The organism is Micromonospora sp. H33, from assembly GCF_052068455.1.
GTDB lineage: Bacteria > Actinomycetota > Actinomycetes > Mycobacteriales > Micromonosporaceae > Micromonospora.
Genome location: NZ_JBQHDE010000019.1, coordinates 1 through 17,594 on the forward strand (window position 1 = coordinate 1; position 17,594 = coordinate 17,594).

Genomic DNA, 17,594 nt, shown 5'->3' on the forward strand with positions numbered 1-17,594 from the left:
GGACTTCCTTCTGCGAAGCCGCGGTTGATGAAGCTGATCGCTCTCGGGTGGTCACCCGCTTCAAGAGCATTCTCCAGCCCGGTGGCCAAGACGGCGGCGAGCGCGGCGTGAAAACTGTCTGCCCCTCTTTCGCGGAGGGTCTTGGCGGGCTCGCGCAATGGTGACGGAGAGACCGTGGGCGGGGCTAACACGAAAGTCATGTCCTTCTCCTGGGGTGTCGGTGTTGCTCGGTCAGGCCAGCCAGATTGGCGCCCACCTGCCGCAGCCGTGCCGCAACGGCCTCGTCGTACCGCACTGGGCGGGATTGGCTGATTGTTGCCGGCAAGGTAGCGGCTGATGACCCGGGCATGATCGCTGACGGGACGCCAACGCGTCGTTGTGCCTGGGGCAGACGTTTCCCGAAGGGCCGCCTGAAGGGGATGACCGGCCACTGGACGCCAGCCATGCCTCCGATCATGATGGTTTGCCTCACGGCGTCGCTGGTCGTCGCCGGTAACGGACGCGGCGTTGTCCGTCAGCACACTGAAGTGTCGGTGGCGATCGGATGGTCTGCCAACGCTCCGCCCTCAAACCTCGAAGTTGTCCTGTGGACACTGCCGAGACCTGGGCAGTACGCCCGGTAGGCGCTGGCCCGCCAACGATGTTGACGAACTGATCCATGACCCACTCTACGCGTACTACACGCAGCGGTGCCGCTGCCAGCTCAGGGAGCTGACTCCAGCGATGAATGTGGCTCCCTCTCGGCGAGGACCGACACGGCCTCGTCTCGTGTCACTGTCACGTCCGCCCGGGTGTGGTCATCGTCCGAGCCTCGCCTGTGTCGGCGACCTGCGACCTACAGCAGCGGTTGCAGGTCGGTACATCTGGCTGCGCGAGTCGACCGAGGAGCCCGCGACAGCGCCACTGCACCTGGCATCCCCACTCGACTAGCTTCTACGACATGGCAACTATGGTGCTACGCGTCCGGCTCATCGGCGGCGACCGCATGGACGTCACGTACGACAAACCGGACGTCTCCGACGAGGACGAGCTTGTGGAACACGTGATCTCGACACTGGCGCAGGAATCGGGAGTGCTGCGCACTAAACACGGTGATCGGCTCGTCGTACTCTACGGCCGAGGCGTCGCAGCGATCGAAGTTGCGCCTCGCGGTGCAGTGCTGTGACGGAGGCCGCGCGCATGGGGCTGGCGGCGAGCGCCGGATTCTGTGTTATGGTTGCCCGGTTGCAGTTTTGATTTCCGTAGACGTTTCGGCGCCTGATGGGTTAACCAAAACCCATCCAGGTGCTTTTTTGTTTCGTGTCGTTTCCGGCGCGGGTGATCAACGCGGTGGCGCGGGAGTCCGCACAGTGCGGTCTCCAACAGCCTGCGAAGGAGCAGACATGGCTACAGGTACCGTGAAGTGGTTCAACGGTGACAAGGGCTTCGGCTTCATCAGCCAGGACGGCGGCGGCGCCGACGTTTTCGCCCATTTCTCGGCGATCTCCGCGAGCGGCTTCCGCAGCCTCGCAGACCAGCGGGTGGAGTTCGACATCACCCAGGGCCCGAAGGGCCCGCAGGCGTCGGATATCCGCTCGCTCTGATCCACGCTTTGCCGCGGCGGCCTGACTGGTTCAGCGGGCCGTCGTTCGGCGTTTCATCTATCATCATTTGTTCAGGTTCGTTTTTGCGATGTCCCGTGGCCTGCTCCCGTCCCGCTCCCCGATCCTCCTGCCCGGCCTGCAGAGCTGGGTGGGACGTGAACGCCTCCTCGGCGGCATGAGTGTGCCTCCCGGCGGGTTGTCATAGCTCAATGGGTCGGTAGGTCAATGCCGCGTCGACGATGGCTGCGGGTGACGCGTCGACCAGGTCCGGCGGCGGCCAGAAGATCAGATCGGTGATTCGTGGGTGCGGAACGTTGGTTGCCAGCAGACCTGCTCAGCATCGACATGGCGGCCCGCATCGACGGATGGCCACGTATCAGCGGGATCGGGGAGACGGTCGGTGTCGAGGTCCGGGTCGGTACTCGTCCGGGTCGATCAGCCGCATCTGACAGGGTGAAGTCGTAAAGGAAGCATCCGTGGTAGGTCGACTGCGACATAGCCGGCTGCGGTGACGGCCAGGTGCGCGTCGAGGAACGTGAGCACATTGGCGTTGAGCTGGCGGAGTTGTTCGGCGTGGCGCGGTCGGCGGTGTATCGGGCGGTGCGGCGGGCGACATCCGAGTGTGTCCGGGGTCCGTGACAGCAGTGCTGCCACGACGGGGATCATGAGCTGATGGAGTCGACCCGGGCGCAGCTACTGCTGGGGATGCTGGCGGTAGTGGCGCTGTTTGCAGCGGCGGTGCTGGGTGCGGCGCTGTTGGCGTGGGCTCCGTTGACCGGCTCTGATTCCGTGCAGGGGGCTCGCCGCTGGCGTGTGTGGGTGCGTGCTCTGCGCAGCGTTACCCGACGGTGGGCGGCCCTCGGGTGGACCGGGATGCGTCGGGTGCGGGTTCCACCGGGGGCGGTGGCGCGGCTGTCCGGGGCGGTACGTCATCCGGCTCGGTTGGTGGTGTTGGGTTTTGCCGTGGCCGTGTTGGCCGGTTCGGCGCTGTTGTCGCTGCCGTTGGCCACCGAGAGCGGCCGCAGCGCCCCGCTGGTGACGGCAGTGTTCACCGCCACGTCGGCGGTGTGCGTAACCGGCCTGGTGATCGAGGACACCGGCACGTTCTGGTCGGGGTTCGGTGAGGCGGTGATCCTCGGGCTGATCCAGATCGGCGGGTTCGGGATCATGACGTTGGCGTCTCTGCTCGGTCTGCTGGTGGCGCGGCGGCTGCGGGTGCGTCTGCAACTCGGTACGCAGGCGGAGACGAAGGCGATCGGGGTGGGTGAGGTCCGACGCGTGGTGCTGGGTGTCGTGCGGGTCAGCCTCGTCGTCGAGATCGTGGTGGCAACGTTGTTGGCGTGGCGGTTCGCTGACGGCTACGGCCACACCGGGGGCCGCGCGGTGTACCTGGGGGTGTTCCATGCGATCTCGGCGTTCAACAACGCCGGTTTCGGCTTGTACGCCGACAGCCTCATGCAGTTCGTCAACGACCCTCTCGTGTGTCTGCCCATCGCCGCCGCGGTGATCATCGGTGGGGTCGGTTTCCCGGTGTTGTTCGAGCTGCGCCGCGAGTTGCGCACCCCGCGCCGCTGGTCGATCCACACCAAGATCACGGTGGGGATGACTGTCGTGTTGCTCGCGGGCGGCTGGGTGGCGATCAGCGTGTCCGAGTGGTCCAACCCCGGCACCCTCGGCGGTCTGGGGCTGGGCGGCAAGGTGCTGGCCGGGTTCGTCGCGGCGGTGATGCCCCGCACCGCGGGGTTCAACAGCCTGGACGTAGCCGAGTTCAACGACGTCACCCTGCTGGTCAACGACGTGTTGATGTTCATCGGCGGCGGCAGTGCCGGTACCGCCGGCGGTATCAAGGTCACCACGTTCGCGTTGCTCGGCTTCGTTATCCTCGCCGAGATCCGCGGTGAGCCCAGCGTGCACGCCCTCGGCCGCCGGCTGCCCGCCGGCGTACAGCGGCAGGCGCTGACCATCGCGCTGCTCAGCGTCGCCGCCGTCGCCGCCTCCACCGTCGCCCTGCTGGCGTTGACCCCGTTCCGGCTGGACCAGGTGCTGTTCGAAGTCACGTCGGCGTTCGCCACCGTCGGCCTGTCCACCGGCATCACCGCGCAGGTCGGCGCCGCCGGGCATGTCATCCTGATCCTGCTGATGTTCGTCGGCCGGCTCGGCCCCATCACCGCCGCCACCGCCTTGGCCCTGCGGGAGCGGACCCGCCGCTACGAACTACCCGAGGAGCGACCCATCGTTGGCTAGGAAACCCGCCACCGGCAACCGCATCGCCGTGCTCGGCCTGGGCCGCTTCGGCGGCTCCCTGGCCCTAGAGCTGATGCGTCAGGACTGGGAAGTCGTCGGCATCGACTCCGATCCCCAGGTCGTCCAGACCTACGCCGACCAGCTCACCCACACCGCGACCGCCAACACCACCGACGAGATTGCGCTGCGTCAGCTCGGGGTGCACGACGTGGCGCACACTGTGGTGGGCATCGGCACCGACATCGAGGCCAGCATCCTCACCACCGGCCTGCTAGCCGATCTGGGCGTGCCCAACATCTGGGCCAAAGCCGTCAACCGGCGGCACGCCCGCATCCTGGAGCGCGTCGGCGCGCATCACGTCGTGCTGCCCGAACACGAAATGGGCGAACGCGTCGCCCACCTCGTCACCGGCCAGATCCTCAACTTCATCGAGTTCGAGGAAGGCTACGCCCTGGTCAAGACCCGCGCCCCCGAGGAAGCCTTCGACAAGACCCTCGCCGACTCGGCGCTACGCGCCAAGTACGGCGTCACGGTGGTCTCCATCAAACGCCCCGGCGAGGACTTCACCTACGCCACCGCCGACACCACCATCTACCCCGGCGACATCCTCATCGTCGCCGGCAAGACCCGTCAGGTCGAAGCCTTCGCGAACCTCACATGACCGCCACCGCAGCTGAGCTGGCCAGCGACACTGCCGTGGCGGCTCCACCACCCAGCTCCAGCCGCTTGGCGCAGATCGGCAACCATCGCCGGGGTGTGCGGCTGGTGCACCGTCGCTGGGGCGGCGAACCTGGCCGCGGTGCCGCTGACCGTTTCCGAGGCGTGCCGGGGGCCCTTCGTGCGCTAGGCAACCGCAGCTGAGCCCGCCGCGTCTCGGCGACCGCACCGGCCGGATCTTGAGCGGTCGGACGGGACTCGTCACTGCGTTGGGCCGGGGGGGGCCGCCGCGCGCAAATCCTCGACCGTCGTCCAGTCGGCGGCCGTGGCCGGCACGGCCAAGCGGATGAAGCGGCTGCGGTGCTCCACCTCGGCGGGACGTCGGCGGGTGACCTCGACGGTGATCGACGCACCCGCGACAGCCGATGTCGGAAGTGTTGTACGTAGGAGGTCAGCGTGGCCGACGCCGTTGAGCACGCTCATCGCGTGGGCCGGGCTGGCGGCGGACAGCGCGGGTAGCACGGCGGGCAGCGCATGGGCCTTCACTGTGAGCACGACGTCGGCCCCTGCCGGTAGCTGCGTGCTCGCCGGCACGAGCGCGGTCCACTGGCCGAGGGTCGGGCTGGTGACGCGGATGCCGCGGGCGGCGATCTCCGCCACCATCGCGGGGCGGCCGACCAGTACGACGTCGCCGCCGGCGCGGTGTACGAGCGCGGCGAGCAGGCCACCGACCGCGCCGGCGCCGAGTACTGCCAACACGTCAGCTCCTCTCGATCGACGGTGGTGAAGCGGGCGCGTCCGCCCGGGGGTTGAGCAGGCCAGCGGTGAGCAGGTCCACTGGCTCACCGGGCACCATCCACTGCGTCGTGGTACCCGCGGCGCGGAACGCCGCGACTGCCTCGTCGCGGGTCTGGGTGAAGTGCGCCCAGTCGTCGTAGTGCACGGGCAGCACAGTGGTGGCGTTGAGGAGCCGGGCGAGCGTGGCGGCGTCGTCCGCGCTTAGGGAGTACGTGGTGGAGCCGGTGGCCGGGAAGCGCGCCCGACCGAGGTGCATTAGTGCCGGGCCGACCGTGAAACGCTGGCCGATCTCGGCGAGCGCGTCGTGCAGCACGGTGTCGCCGGAGATGTAGAGCGCGCGTTCGAGGCCGTCGACTTCGACGACGAACCCGATGACGTCGCCGACCACTGCCTCCATCCCCCGTGGGCCGTGCCGGGCGGGCGTCGCGGTGATCCGGGCCCGGGTCGATCCTCGCTCCACCACGACGCTCTGCCACGGCGTGAGCGGATGTGCGTTGCCGCGCAGCCGGCGCGCCCCGGCGGCGGTGGTCAGCACGAGGTCGGCGCCGGCGGCCGCGGCGCGGCCGGCGGTGTCGAAGTTGTCGGCGTGCTGATCGTGGCTGAGTAGCACCACGTCGACGGGCGGTAGGCCCTCGGGCGGCAGGCACGCGGGCCGGGTGCGCCGCAGCGGGATCCGCACCGGGGTACGGGGCACCCGGAACACCTGCGGAGCCTCGGGCGGGTCGAGCGCGGGATCGGTCAACAGGACGAGTTCGCCGATGCGCAGCAGGACCGTCGCCGCACCCAGGTAGGTAGCCGTCGCGAACGGCGGCGGGGTGGCGGTCATGCCGGCAACTCGGCGGCGGCGAGCAGGTGCAGGAAGCCCAGCTCGCGCACGTAGCGACCGGCGGTGGAGGCTGGCCGCCGCTGCGCCTCGGTCTGCATCGCCTCGGACAGCCAGGCAGGGAACCCAGCGCGGGGCCAGCGGTGCAGGGCATCGTCGAGCAGACCGTCGGGCAGGCGGTCGAGCCCGATGCCCAGCACGTCGGCGGCGGCGCCGAGGTGCAGCGCGGCGACCTCGGGCCGCGGGTCCTGGGCGGTCATCAGCTCAAGGTGCAGCGACACGGCGTCGCGGGCGAGTGCCGCCCGCTCCTCGCCAGCCCGGTGCTCGCGGACGAGCTCCGCCGCGATGGCGGCACCGACGTGCTCGAAGCCCGGCGCGTCGACGTGGGCGTACGCCGTGGTGAGCCCGAGATCGTGCAGCGCCGCCGCGACGAACAGGACCTCGGCGTCGTAGGCCTCGCCGCGGTCGGCGACCAGCGCCGCGCCGAGCGCGTAGCTGCGGTAGCAGTGCGCCACCAGCGGTGCCGGTGCCGAACGGTGCAGCAGCTCTGCCGCGGACCGGCACAGTGCGGAGTCCGGGGGGTCGACGTGACGGTGATGACGGTGCTCAGGCATGCGTAAGTTCCTCGGCTGGCGCGGTGGACCTGGTTGACGGGTCGGTCGTGGCGAACTGGGCCCGGTGCCGCGCCGGTGTGGTGCCGCGGGCGCGGAAGGCACGTTGCAGCGAGTCCACCGAGCCGTAACCGCACACGCGGGCGACCACGGGCAGCGGCTGCTCGCCCTGCTCCAGGTGCCGGCGGGCGGCCTCCCACCGGACCTCGGCGACGTACTCCGCCGGCGTGCAGCCGGTCTCCCGGACGAACACGCGGCTGAAGTGGCGCACGCTCATCGACAGCCGGGCCGCCAGCGCCGGGACGGACAGGTCCTCGGCGAGGTGCTCGACGATCCACCGCTGCAAATCGCGCACCGGGCCCGGCGCCGCCGTCTCCCGGGCCAGCACGGCGCTGTACTGCGACTGGCCACCCGGGCGGCGTAAATAGACCACCAGCCAGCGGGCGACCGCACGGGCCACGTCGTCACCGCAGTCCTCGGCGACCAGCGCCAGCGCCAGGTCGACCCCCGAGCTGAGCCCCGCCGAGGTCCACACCTCGCCGTCGCGCACGAACACCGGATCAGCGTCAACCGCCACCGCAGGGTGGTCCGCCTGCAGCCGTGCCGCCGTCGCCCAATGCGTCGTGGCCCGGCGGCCGTCCAGGACACCGGCAGCGGCCAGGATGTGCGCACCGGTACAAACCGAGGCCACCCGGCGGGCACCCGCTGCAAGACTCCGGATCGCCGCGACCACAGCCGCATCGACAACGGGCACGACCCGCCCGGCCGCCGCTATCTCGGCACCACCTGGCACGAGCAACGTGTCGACCTGCGACGGCAGGTCGGCCAGCGACCGGTCGGCGACCAGCAGCACACCACCGAACGTCCGCACCCGCCCCGGCACCGCAGCGGCAAGCACCACCTCGTACCGCCCACCCCCGACGAGGCGGTCAGCCACCGTGAACACCTCGACCGGTCCAGCGACGTCGAGCAGATCCACACCGTCGTAGACGGGAACCACCACGATCCGGGGACCAGACGACCAACGCACTGAAGAAGGCACCCGCACACCCTCGCAGCGGCGGCGGACATGGCACAAGGACGCATCTCCTGCACATTCGGCCACGAGCCGCCTCGACACGCAGCGCGACGCCTCCGGCAACCCAACCGGCGGCGCCTTCATCTCCGCAGATCCGTCCATGCGATCTTGGCCGTGCCGCACGATCTGCGTCAGCGATGGAATGATGCGGCTTGTGTGTAACTCGCCGTCAGATCCGCTCGACTTCCGCAGCGTGCAACGTGCCTACGACACGGTGGCGGAGGACTAGGCCACTCGTCTCCCGGACACCCGTGCCGAGGCTCCACTCGACCTGGCCACGTTCGACGTCTTCGCTGAGGCGGTGACGTCCGGTGGCGACGGCCCTTGACACAGAGGGGAGCGAGATGAGGATGGCCACCTCACTCGGACGAGACGTCGGCCAAGTGAGCCGTCGCGACCGTACAGCGGCGTCGACCGCTTTCGCGACCGGAATCCAGCGGCGGACGACCGAAGCAGCAACGCGGGGCGGGCGGCGTCGCACTCGCCCCAACGGCACCCGTTGCACGGCGGCGCCCGGTTTGCGGCCTTCGCCGAGCCCGCCACAGCCGGATCAGTGCTGGGCTTTGATCACCTCGTACAGCGCCGTCCAGTTCCGGGTGCCGAGGCCTGCCGCGATCGCCCGGTCGTAGTACGACTTGACCGCGTTCGGCAGCTCGACGTCGACGCCGCTCGCCGCGCTGGTCCGCGTGATGTGGTCGGCCGTGGCGCGCATCATCAGGGCCGTGCTGAGCTCACCGGGATGCTCCCCCGCCGCCAGTTCGGCGGCCAGCGCCTGCCCGCTGCCGACCATCGCCGGGATGTCGGTGAGGGTCTGCATCGCGTCGGGCAGGAACTCGGCCGCCGGCACGCCGGCCGCGGTGACGAGTGCCGTGGCGTGCAGCAGGCTCGCGAGGGCGGTGAGAAAGACATCCAGATGCGCCTGATACAGCAGCTGTGCGAGACCCGGGTCGGCGCCGAGGTACTTCGTCTCGCCGATCAGCCGCAGCACCGGCTCGTGGGCGTGGAACAGGTCTTTGGGACCGCTGTAGAACGCATACGCGCCCGGCTGGCCGACGGCAGGCGCGGGCACCATGATCCCACCCGTCAGGAAGTCCGCACCAAGGTCGCGGGCCCAGGCGGCAGCCTTGCGGGACTCATCGGGAGTGTCGGAGCTGAGGTTGACGAGGACCTTGCCGGCCAGCGCACCGGCGTGGCGGGGGTTCGCCACGACCGGGCCGAGAATGTCGTACATCGCGCCGTAGTCGGTGAGGCTGAGCAGGACCAGGTCGGCGGCCTCGACCGCGGCGGCCGGCGTGGGTGCGAGCGTGGCGCCGTCGGCGACGAGGCCGTCGGCGCGGCTCGCCGTGCGGTTCCAGACGGTGATCCGGTGCCCGGCCCGCATCAGCGCGGCCGCGGTGGCGCGGCCCATCGGGCCGAGGCCGATGACGGTGACCGAGGCCGGGGCGGGCGTGCTGGTGTTCACCGGGTGCTCCTCATGGACTCGAACATGCGGGCGGTGCCGTGCTCGCCAAACCCGGCGGCGATCTGGCGGCGGACGATGGCGTGGACCGGACGGAGTACCTCGAGGTCGACACCGTGCTCGGTGCCGGCGCGCAGGAGCGCGGCGAGCGCCGTCTCGGTGAACCGGAGGCTCTGCTGACCCCCGCCGGTGTAGTCCTTGGCGTCGACGGTCGCGGCGTAGCCGGCGAGCTGACCGGTCATCGCGGCCAGGAACGGCACCTGCCGCTCGGCGAAGTCGGTCGCTGACACACCGGCCGCGCCGACCATCGCCGCGCCGTGCAGGAACCCGGCGAACAGCGTGTACATGCCGGCGAGCATGGCCATGTCGTAGAGCGAGGCCATGCCGGGATCCGGTCCGAAGTACCCGCTCGCACCCCACAGGTCCAGCAGCGGGCGGTGCGCCTCGAAGGCGACGCCCGCACCGCTGTAGAGGATCTCCGCGCCCGGCGTCCCGATCATCTCCGGGACCGCCATGATGGCGCCGCCCAGGTAGGTGACGCCGTGCTCGGCCGCCCACCGGGCCAGCTCGCGGGACTCCTCGGGAGTCGTGGTCGTCAGGTTGATCACGGTGCGTCCGGCGAGGCCGGCGGCGAGCGGGTCGAGAACCTCGTGCACCGAGCGGTAGTCGAGGAGGCACACGACGATCACGCCGTCACCGGAGACGGCCTGCGTGGCGGTGTCGGCGACGACGGCGCCGCGCGCGCCGAGCGCCTGTGCGGGTGCGGTACTTCGGTTCCACACGACGGTGTGCCGACCGGCGGCGAGGGCCGCCGCGGCGAGCGCGCTACCCATCGCTCCCAGTCCGAGAAACGTGGTGCTGGTGGTCATCGGGTTGTCCTTCTCGCTTGCGGTCGTGGATTCCGGATCGAGCGGCGCGCCGATGACCATGCTTCGCGCGTACCATCGTGCTGACAAGTACTCACTATTTTGTTCAATACTTACCTTTTGGTAAGCATGGGAGCGGGAATGACCTCGAGCGCGCGACGCGGCCCGTACATCTGCGGCATCGACGCTGCCATGGACGTCGTGTCCGGCAAGTGGAAGTCGCTGATCCTGTGGGAGCTCGACACCTACGGCGTGCGCCGGTTCGGCGAGCTCAAGCGCGGCCTGCCCGGAGTCAGCGAGAAGATGCTCATCCAGCACCTTCGGGAAATGGAGCAGGACGGGCTGATCCACCGCCAGGTGTACGGCGAGGTGCCGCCGAAGGTGGAGTACTCGCTCACCGAGGACGGCCGTTCACTCAACGCCGCCCTCGCGCCGCTGGGCGCCTGGGGGACGGCCCGCGCCGAGCGCCTCACCGCCGACGGCTCCCTCGCCGTCGCCTGACGACCCCGCCACAGGGTCACCCGGCAGCCACAATGCGAAGGCAGCCCGGCGGGCCGCCGCTCCGGCGCGCCTCAGCCCCAGCGCACACGGACGGCGGCAATAGCGGATGTTGTCGCCGGCTTGACGTCCGCGGGCGCCGCCCGTGTCAGGATCTCGCGTGTGCATACCCACGACTGGCTGAATACGGCGGATCGCTTCGCTCCCGGCCGTGAGGTGTTCCGGTCACACCGCAGGTTCCAGCTGTGGGCGCAGACGGTCAGCCATGGCCAACTCCTGCTGCGCACGCCGCGATCGGCTAACCACCCAACCCGCATCGACGTGCTTTTCAAGCCCGTGTCAGCGCAGAAGGTCCGCTGGATCTACGACGGGTTGGTGATCCGCTGTCCCAGCAGCGAGGAGCAGGAACGCATCGAGCAGCAGATGCCAGGTGGCTTGCTGGGCATGGATGACCGGGTGTTCGCGCTGGAAACGGCGGACTCGCTGGACTGGGTCGTGGCGATGGCTGTCGGGTGGCACGAGGATGACGACCCCGGCGACATCAGCCGTTTCGTCTGGCTCGACCGAGGCCGAAAGCCGGTGGTGCAGCGGCCATTGGATGGAGCCGACGGCGGCCTGAGTCACCGCCTCGCCTCCCTGGAGGAGGTCACGCCTACCTGCACGTCGTCATGGTCAGGATCAGTTGGCCTGGTCAGAGTGGCACCGTTGCACCGGTCGGCGCGTTCCTCACCCAGCAGGCCGCCGACGACTACCTAGCATCGCGGCATCCAGTCGAGGGTGCCAAGTTCTACGTGGAGACTGCGCCGCTAGGCCTCTAGCACGGCTCGCAGATTGACCCGCGATCCGGCGGCAGCTGCCAGGCGATCGAACGATCAGCGGCAGTTGCAGACGTTCCACTCGCTCGGATGCAGTCGAGTCGCACTGCTCGACGGGCACAGAGGCATGCCGATTGCTAATCGGTGGGCCATTCAGGTGACCAACGGGCGCGCTGTGCGCGGCTATGAGCACGCCATGCGATGCGATGGGAGACACTCGGACGATGACCGGCATGCCCCCGGAGACGTTGTATCACCGATGCCTGGGCTGGCACGCCCCTGCCCTGCGGCGAGCCGTCATCGTCGCCTCCATCGGGCTCATTGTCGCTCTCGCGCTCCTGCCGTTCATGACGTGGGAGTTGGCCGCGGTCGGGGGCTGGGACGCCGCCGCGCTCGCCTTCCTCCTCACTATCTGGCCGGTCATAATCCGAGCGGACAGCTCCCGCACCGAGATGCTCGCCATGCGTGAGGACGAGACGCGGGTAACCGCCGCAGTGCTGCTGGTAGGAGCGGGCGTCACCAGCCTGCTGGGTGTCGGCCTTGCTCTCAGCCTCGCCGGCCGGCAGAGCGGCTCAATGCGGATGCTGCTCGTCGGCGTCGCACTACTGACCGTCCTGCTGTCGTGGACCGTTGTCAACACGGTCTTCACCCTGCGCTACGCCGACCTGCAATTCCGATCAACGACCGGGGGGATCGGCTTCGACGGCCAGCCTGTGCAGGCGCCCACCTACCGCGACTTGGCCTACGTCGCCTTCACGATCGGCATGACTTACCAAGTATCGGACACGGCCATCAGCGATCCGCGGATCCGGGGCAGCGTGCTGTCCCATGCCGTCCTGTCGTACGTATTCGGTGTGGTGATCGTGGCGGGCTCCGTCAACCTCATCGCCGACCTGGCCCGCTGACGATGTCGGACTACCGACCGGTTAATGGCACGCGCGGAGCTCGCCGCTTGGGTGGCTTGGGGCATGCTGACCCAGACACACGACAATAAGATCAGGTGCACGGATTTGCCGCCGAGCGGGTGGCTGGCTTGCGCTGAGCAGCGCCGGTTAAGAGTGGTACGTCAGAAGCCGCGAGCGAAGCACGTTTCGTTGAGCCGTCGGCGGCGAGCGATCCCACAACGATCTCCACTGGATGGTCGAAGCCGCTGCCGATTCGCGACAGCAGGAGCAGAACGGTGGCGGTCAGGACGGTCCACGGGAACTCCGAGTTGCTTACGCAGTGGACCGCCTCTCCTGCTTCCGTGCCCGGGAACCGCACCGTGGCCGGGGCTTCCCTGAATCGCGGGTGGGCCCATCTGCCGCCCCGATCCGGCCGGAGTAGTGGAGCGAGGCGGCACCGGTGGCCGGCGGCCCAAGGTAGGCGACGGGTCGTGTAGAGAGACGTGTGGCCGGTCAGCTAAATGATCGCAGCGAGCTGAACCGTACGCCGGTGGCCTGTTCGGACAGCTCCCACAGGCGGCGGCCGTGGTCCGGGTCGGTCGCGGCCGCGGACAGTTTCCCCAGCGCGGGGTGGCCGCGCAGCTCGGCCGGCCCGCCAGGGGCGACGAGCTGGCCCGGCCGCGCCGTGGGGTCGGTGGCGGCGAACAGCTGCGGCCAGGCGCCGCGGTCGACCGGCTGGGCGAGCAGCGGGTTGCCGATCCGGCCCAGCAGTACCCGCCAGATCGGGGTGGTGGCGCTAGTCTGCAGATTCGTGGCGGTGTAGCCAGGGTGGGCGAGAATGCTACGTAGCGGGCTGGCCGCGGCGCTGAGCCGGCGGTGCAGCTCACAACCGAAGATCGCGTTGGCCAGCTTGGATGTGTTGTAGAAGCCCATCGGGGAGTAGCCCCGCTCGCCGGTCGGGTCGGCGAAGGGCAGCTTCGCCTGCCGGTGGTTGACCGAGGTGACCGTGACCACCCGCGGGTCACGGCCCGCCAGCAACAGCTCGAGCAGGAGCCCGGTGAGAGCGAAGTGTCCGAGGTGGTTGGTGGCGAACTGCACCTCGTGCCCCTGAGGGCTGAGGGTGCGCGGCGGGGCCATCACCCCAGCGTTGTTGATCAGTACGTCCACCCGGCGATGCTCGGCATGCATCCGGTCAGCGAACTCCCGCACCGAGTCGAGGTCGGCCAGGTCGACCCGCCGTACCTCCAAATCGGCGCCGGGCCGGGCGGCGGCGATGCCGGCAGCCGCACGGCGGCCCTTCTCCTCGTCGCGGACGGCTAGCACGACACGCGCGCCGCGGGCGGCGAGCGCCCGGGTGGTGACCAGGCCGAGTCCGCTCGTGGCTCCGGTGACGACGAAAGTGCGGCCGCTCAGATCAGGGATCCATTCCTCGGTCCAGCCATCAGCAGTCATGCGTCCCACCGTGCCATTGGTGGCACGGAGTGTCAAGATGTGCGTTAGATGTCATCGTAGACATGACGTAGCATCGGCGAATGAGATCTCGTGCGGACAGCAGCATGGCCGAACGCAAACGCCAGCTCGTCGCCGACGAGCTGCGCGACGCCGCCCTGATGCTGCTCGCCACCCGGGGCTTCGACGCGGTGACCGTCGACGACATCGTGGCGGCGGCCGGCATGTCGCGGCGCACCTTCTTCCGCTACTTCGCGTCCAAGGAGGACGTGGTCGTCCGGTTCCTGGCCGACATGGGCGCGGACATCGCAGCCGAACTCGCCGCACGGCCACGCACCGAGCCACCGTCGGTCGCGCTGCGCCAAGCCGTCTGGGTGCCACTCGCCGCCTGCACCGACCACCCCGACCACGCCGAGCGAGCCCGGGTCGTGGCCCGGCTGATCCTGGACACCCCTGCCCTGCAGGCCCGCTGGCTGGAGCGCCAGATCCAGTGGCGCGCCGGTCTGGCCGCCGAGCTAGCCGCCCGCCGCAGCCTCGACCCGGACACCGACCCCTACCCGCGGATGGCCGCCGGGATGGCCCTGCTGGCATTCGACACGGTGCTCCAGCAGTGGCAGGCGGGCGACGACGAGCAGCACCTGGCCGAGCTGACCGACCGGGCGTTCGCCGTCGTGGCGCCGGCCCTCGACGCGCCTACCGCGTCGCACGGCGCCGGCTGAGCGGCCCCCCGCCGACAGCCAGCCACGAAGGCAAGCCCGCCAGAGCCCAGCCCTCGAATCCGAGGTCCTCGCGTTCGACGCCGGCCACATCTGGCGCTGCCACGGCCTACATGAAGGAGCAATCGACGAACCCAGGTCCACATCGACGAGCGTGGCTTGCTCGGTGCCCTCACCGGGCGCCTGGCTACCGACCGTCCCGACACGTCCACCGGCGCCATGCGGATGCGCCCACCGAGCATCCTCATCCCGGCACGACCGCGCGCCGGGCGTTGCCGCTCCTCCGTCACGTACCGGACGCCCGACCTGCGGCAGATCCGGATGCCGGAATGCGGCATTGATCATGGCATCAAGCGACGCAGAACTCGTTGCCCTCGGGGTCATGCATGACGACGTGCCCGAGGACGTCGCCGTACCACTCCTCGCGGACCACCGTCGCGCCGGCGGCAACCAGCTCGGGCACTTTCTGCCGGATCAGTCGGGCGCGCTCGGCCATGTCCCAGGGGCCTGGACCGGCCACCCGGATATCGATATGCATACGGTTCTTGGCGGACTTGCCCTCGGGCACCTTGAGGAAACCAATGGCAGGGCCCCGGCCATCCGGGTCGACGATGGACGCGTTGTCGGGCTCGTCGAAACCGGACTCCTTGACATAGCCGAGGGCCAGCGCCCAGAAAGCAGCGATCCGCTGGGGATCGCCGGCATCGCATCCCAAGGTCCAAAAAGTCGCCACGGCGCCAACGTACGCGAGCTACGACACGCTGTCATCGGCAAATCCGGTCGTCCGGGACGCGCCGTCAGCGGCCATGACAGGTTCGCTGTGGGGTCTGCGCGGCCACGATGCGGCTGCATTCTCGGGGCCGCTGACGCCGAGGTTGGGCGAGTTCCTATTCGGTCGCTGTGGTGGGTCTTGGGGCGGCGGGGATTGGTGGAAGTCGGCGCAGTGCTCGGGTGGCTAGCACGGCAAGCGGTACGCCCACCGCTAGGACGGCGATAGCCTGCACGGAAGCGATCGGGGCGAGTGTTGTGCCCTGTGCCTGGTCGCTGTAGTCGAGCAGGGTTACGGTTCGCAGGGCGATCGTGGTTACGGCGAGCAGGGTGAGCGCCAGTGACCATGGCAGTGTGCGAGATGGACGACGGGGTACTCGAACGGTCAGGTAGACCACCATGGCGGCGGTGACCGCCACGCAGGACAGCCCGGGCCAGTCCAGCAGCCTCAGTGCCGGTTTGGTCTCCTGGATGATGAACAGCGGCACGGGGACGAGGAGGATGCCGATCGGCAGCGCGAGGAGCCAGGGCCGGCGCGGCACAGGTGGGGCGCCGTGGTGAAAGGCCGCCATGGCGAGTAGCAGGAAGACGTCGATGAGCCGCATCGCCCAGGGCGACACGGACAGCGGTGCGTCGCCGGCGGCTTGTTCCACGGCGGTGGTGATGGCGGGAGGCACGATGGCGAGCAGGGCGACTGCCTGGGCCACGCGTCGGTGTCCGAGGACGAGCGCGATGTAGGCCGGTAGCCAAGCGTAGCCGGCCAGGTTCCAGGCGGTATGCCAGATGCTCGACGGTGGGGTGAGCGCCCATTCGGGTGCAGGAGTCGGCAACCAGGCGATCTTCCCGGAAAGCCATAATGTGACGGCGATGCTGGCGGTGACCATGACGGCGTGGGTCAGCATCGCCATCAGGGTCGCCAGTCGCACGGCTTGCCCCCAGGCGTACGAGCGGGGTGGCGCGTCAGCCCCGCCGAGACGCAGCCGAACTGCGAGGGACACGATGCTGGCGACCTCCGACAGGCTCGGCCGACCGTAGTCCGCGGCGTACTCGGCGGCGTCGGGGTCGCCGGTGTCCATGCTGTTCAGGAAGGCGGCGACGATGTCGTCTTCCCATTCCTGCCGGTAAGCGGCGGGCAGCAGTCGCAGAATGACGCGGTAGCGCTCCTCGAGCCGGCTCACGACGGCGCCGCTCCAGTGATCCGGCTCCGCTGGTCGCGCAACCGGGTCGAGGCGAGGCGCGCGTTGGCAGCCAGCCGTTGAGCCTCTGCATCGAGGGCGTCGCGGCCTTGCTCGGTCAACCGGTAGTACCGGCGCAATCGTCCTTGCCATGCCTCCTCGCGGTCCAGCTCGACCAGGCCATCACCGACGAGCCGGTCCAAGGCCCCGTACAGGGAGCCGATCTTCAGCTGCACCGCCCCCGCGACAGTTCTGCCACCTCCGCGACGATCCCGTAGCCATGGCGCGGAGCGTCAAGCAGCGCGGTGAGGATGAAGAAGGCCGGTTCCGTCATCGCCCGAGAGCTCATCCACCCAATATAGTGGAGGACAAGATATGATGTGCGCCGGGAGCTGAGATGGGCGTCGGTGGATTCACCAGGCCCCCGGCACGCTCAGAGTCTGCGACGGAGGAGTGATCATGGGCGACGGTGATGCGGCGGACGGCGGAGAGCTGGGCGGGCCGGATTTCACTCCTGCGATACCTCCAGTGGAGAGCAGTGTCGTCGGCGCCCCACCCACCAACCGAGCCATCGTCCTCGGTCCCGGATACAGCGGTCACGTCGTACTGACCCGGACCCCACAACAGGTTCACCCGCTGCCCCCACTCGCGAGCAAAGACCTCGGCGGCGGAGCGAGAGAGGATTCGCGGGCAGCGCACACCGATCGTCCGTAACGGGGCCGGAAGCCGAGCAAACGACATCTCGGCATGATCGGACGCAGGGCCTCCGCGAGGGTCTGTCGCGGTGGGTAGCGCTCGGTCGGCGGCATGAGAGTGCGGCTGGTCGTCATCGCGGGCAGGTCCCGCCCCGCCCCCAACCGAGAGAACACCTTCGAATGAGTAGGTCACTGGTCCGGTCTCCGCGCGGCGCGTGCGGACACCCCCCGCCTGACGTGGCGGTCTCCGGCCCCCGCGGTCAGTCGTCGATCGCCTGGTAGACAGCGGTCCAGAAGTCGTGCCACATCGGCAGCCTCTGGTCGCCCGCGTGCGCCCGCTGCATGATGAAGATCGTCGTCATGTCCTCGGCGGGATCGTTGTACCAGGCGGTGCCGTAGAAGCCGGGCCATCCGTAGCTGCCGACCGATGGGCCGAGGTGCGTGCGGCGGGTGCGGACCGACATCCCGAAGCGCC

At 69.4% G+C, this 17,594-nt stretch carries 18 protein-coding genes and 1 pseudogene; 8 read left to right on the forward strand and 11 right to left on the reverse strand.

Annotated features, from left to right (window positions below; translation table 11 throughout):
- Positions 1-940 precede the first annotated feature (940 nt).
- The 4 genes from ACTMS0_RS27060 to ACTMS0_RS27075 all read left to right on the forward strand — a co-directional run bounded on the left by ACTMS0_RS27060 (position 941) and on the right by ACTMS0_RS27075 (position 4,488).
- Positions 941-1,165 carry a hypothetical protein gene (locus tag ACTMS0_RS27060; protein ID WP_441158092.1) on the forward strand — a complete coding sequence of 75 codons (225 nt, stop codon included), beginning with the start codon at positions 941-943 and terminating at the stop codon, positions 1,163-1,165.
- Between the two features lie 217 nt (positions 1,166-1,382).
- The gene (locus ACTMS0_RS27065) at positions 1,383-1,583 is read left to right on the forward strand and encodes a cold-shock protein (protein WP_441158093.1); all 201 of its coding nucleotides are present in this window, start codon (positions 1,383-1,385) and stop codon (positions 1,581-1,583) included.
- Positions 1,584-2,546: 963 nt separating this feature from the next.
- Positions 2,547-3,827, forward strand: a complete 1,281-nt coding sequence (locus ACTMS0_RS27070; RefSeq protein WP_441158094.1) for a TrkH family potassium uptake protein — start codon at positions 2,547-2,549, stop codon at positions 3,825-3,827.
- Between the two features lie 28 nt (positions 3,828-3,855).
- A complete protein-coding gene (locus ACTMS0_RS27075; RefSeq protein ID WP_441158095.1) occupies positions 3,856-4,488 on the forward strand; it encodes a potassium channel family protein in 633 nt (210 codons plus the stop codon).
- A gap of 257 nt (positions 4,489-4,745) precedes the next feature.
- On the opposite strand, the gene ACTMS0_RS27080 is transcribed toward ACTMS0_RS27075, so the two are convergent.
- The 6 genes from ACTMS0_RS27080 to ACTMS0_RS27105 all read right to left on the reverse strand — a co-directional run bounded on the left by ACTMS0_RS27080 (position 4,746) and on the right by ACTMS0_RS27105 (position 10,122).
- Positions 4,746-5,243: a ketopantoate reductase family protein gene (locus tag ACTMS0_RS27080; RefSeq protein WP_441158096.1), complete on the reverse strand. Its 498-nt coding sequence runs from the start codon at positions 5,241-5,243 to the stop codon at positions 4,746-4,748.
- A gap of 1 nt (position 5,244) precedes the next feature.
- Positions 5,245-6,108 (reverse strand): MBL fold metallo-hydrolase, encoded by an 864-nt coding sequence (locus ACTMS0_RS27085; protein ID WP_441158097.1) that lies wholly within the window; start codon positions 6,106-6,108, stop codon positions 5,245-5,247.
- The gene (locus ACTMS0_RS27090) at positions 6,105-6,719 is read right to left on the reverse strand and encodes an HD domain-containing protein (RefSeq protein ID WP_441158098.1); all 615 of its coding nucleotides are present in this window, start codon (positions 6,717-6,719) and stop codon (positions 6,105-6,107) included. Before ACTMS0_RS27090 ends, ACTMS0_RS27085 begins: the two co-directional genes overlap by 4 nt.
- On the reverse strand, positions 6,712-7,719 hold the full coding sequence (locus tag ACTMS0_RS27095) for a GlxA family transcriptional regulator (protein ID WP_441158099.1): 1,008 nt from the start codon (positions 7,717-7,719) through the stop codon (positions 6,712-6,714). Before ACTMS0_RS27095 ends, ACTMS0_RS27090 begins: the two co-directional genes overlap by 8 nt.
- Positions 7,720-8,344: 625 nt before the next feature.
- Complete coding sequence (locus ACTMS0_RS27100) at positions 8,345-9,256, reverse strand: NAD(P)-dependent oxidoreductase (RefSeq protein ID WP_441158100.1); 912 nt, start codon at positions 9,254-9,256, stop codon at positions 8,345-8,347.
- Positions 9,253-10,122 carry an NAD(P)-dependent oxidoreductase gene (locus ACTMS0_RS27105; protein WP_441158101.1) on the reverse strand — a complete coding sequence of 290 codons (870 nt, stop codon included), beginning with the start codon at positions 10,120-10,122 and terminating at the stop codon, positions 9,253-9,255. Before ACTMS0_RS27105 ends, ACTMS0_RS27100 begins: the two co-directional genes overlap by 4 nt.
- 138 nt (positions 10,123-10,260) lie before the next feature.
- On the opposite strand from ACTMS0_RS27105, the gene ACTMS0_RS27110 reads away from it, so the two are divergent.
- From ACTMS0_RS27110 to ACTMS0_RS27120, 3 genes are all read left to right on the forward strand, one after another.
- Positions 10,261-10,620, forward strand: a complete 360-nt coding sequence (locus tag ACTMS0_RS27110; RefSeq protein WP_441158102.1) for a winged helix-turn-helix transcriptional regulator — start codon at positions 10,261-10,263, stop codon at positions 10,618-10,620.
- 159 nt (positions 10,621-10,779) lie between these two features.
- Positions 10,780-11,373, forward strand: a complete 594-nt coding sequence (locus ACTMS0_RS27115; protein ID WP_441158103.1) for a hypothetical protein — start codon at positions 10,780-10,782, stop codon at positions 11,371-11,373.
- A 283-nt stretch (positions 11,374-11,656) separates the two neighbouring features.
- Positions 11,657-12,337 (forward strand): DUF1345 domain-containing protein, encoded by a 681-nt coding sequence (locus ACTMS0_RS27120; RefSeq protein ID WP_441158104.1) that lies wholly within the window; start codon positions 11,657-11,659, stop codon positions 12,335-12,337.
- A 492-nt stretch (positions 12,338-12,829) separates the two neighbouring features.
- Here ACTMS0_RS27120 and ACTMS0_RS27125 read toward each other — a convergent pair whose 3' ends face one another.
- Positions 12,830-13,768: an oxidoreductase gene (locus ACTMS0_RS27125; protein WP_441158105.1), complete on the reverse strand. Its 939-nt coding sequence runs from the start codon at positions 13,766-13,768 to the stop codon at positions 12,830-12,832.
- 80 nt (positions 13,769-13,848) lie between these two features.
- Here ACTMS0_RS27125 and ACTMS0_RS27130 point away from each other — a divergent pair, with 80 nt between their 5' ends.
- Positions 13,849-14,484, forward strand: coding sequence for a TetR family transcriptional regulator (locus ACTMS0_RS27130; RefSeq protein WP_441158106.1), 636 nt, complete (start codon positions 13,849-13,851; stop codon positions 14,482-14,484).
- 346 nt (positions 14,485-14,830) lie between these two features.
- On the opposite strand, the gene ACTMS0_RS27135 is transcribed toward ACTMS0_RS27130, so the two are convergent.
- The 4 genes and pseudogenes from ACTMS0_RS27135 to ACTMS0_RS27150 all read right to left on the reverse strand — a co-directional run bounded on the left by ACTMS0_RS27135 (position 14,831) and on the right by ACTMS0_RS27150 (position 17,583).
- The gene (locus ACTMS0_RS27135) at positions 14,831-15,214 is read right to left on the reverse strand and encodes a VOC family protein (protein ID WP_441158107.1); all 384 of its coding nucleotides are present in this window, start codon (positions 15,212-15,214) and stop codon (positions 14,831-14,833) included.
- Between the two features lie 154 nt (positions 15,215-15,368).
- On the reverse strand, positions 15,369-16,427 hold the full coding sequence (locus tag ACTMS0_RS27140) for a hypothetical protein (protein WP_441158108.1): 1,059 nt from the start codon (positions 16,425-16,427) through the stop codon (positions 15,369-15,371).
- Positions 16,424-16,758 (reverse strand): annotated as a pseudogene (locus ACTMS0_RS27145) (PadR family transcriptional regulator). The gene ACTMS0_RS27140 and the pseudogene ACTMS0_RS27145 overlap by 4 nt, the downstream one beginning before the upstream one ends.
- Positions 16,759-17,379: 621 nt before the next feature.
- A complete protein-coding gene (locus ACTMS0_RS27150) occupies positions 17,380-17,583 on the reverse strand; it encodes a hypothetical protein (protein ID WP_441158109.1) in 204 nt (67 codons plus the stop codon).
- Positions 17,584-17,594: the final 11 nt, after the last annotated feature.

Excerpts from the sequence above, each read along its gene's own strand:
- ACTMS0_RS27120 (WP_441158104.1), top strand. The coding sequence starts at position 11,657 with ATGACCGGCATGCCCCCGGAGACGTTGTATCACCGATGCCTGGGCTGG.
- ACTMS0_RS27090 (WP_441158098.1), bottom strand. The coding sequence starts at position 6,719 with ATGCCTGAGCACCGTCATCACCGTCACGTCGACCCCCCGGACTCCGCA.
- ACTMS0_RS27150 (WP_441158109.1), bottom strand. The coding sequence starts at position 17,583 with ATGTCGGTCCGCACCCGCCGCACGCACCTCGGCCCATCGGTCGGCAGC.
- ACTMS0_RS27060 (WP_441158092.1), top strand. The coding sequence starts at position 941 with ATGGCAACTATGGTGCTACGCGTCCGGCTCATCGGCGGCGACCGCATG.
- ACTMS0_RS27065 (WP_441158093.1), top strand. The coding sequence starts at position 1,383 with ATGGCTACAGGTACCGTGAAGTGGTTCAACGGTGACAAGGGCTTCGGC.
- ACTMS0_RS27105 (WP_441158101.1), bottom strand. The coding sequence starts at position 10,122 with ATGACCACCAGCACCACGTTTCTCGGACTGGGAGCGATGGGTAGCGCG.
- ACTMS0_RS27125 (WP_441158105.1), bottom strand. The coding sequence starts at position 13,768 with ATGACTGCTGATGGCTGGACCGAGGAATGGATCCCTGATCTGAGCGGC.
- ACTMS0_RS27110 (WP_441158102.1), top strand. The coding sequence starts at position 10,261 with ATGACCTCGAGCGCGCGACGCGGCCCGTACATCTGCGGCATCGACGCT.
- ACTMS0_RS27130 (WP_441158106.1), top strand. The coding sequence starts at position 13,849 with ATGAGATCTCGTGCGGACAGCAGCATGGCCGAACGCAAACGCCAGCTC.
- ACTMS0_RS27085 (WP_441158097.1), bottom strand. The coding sequence starts at position 6,108 with ATGACCGCCACCCCGCCGCCGTTCGCGACGGCTACCTACCTGGGTGCG.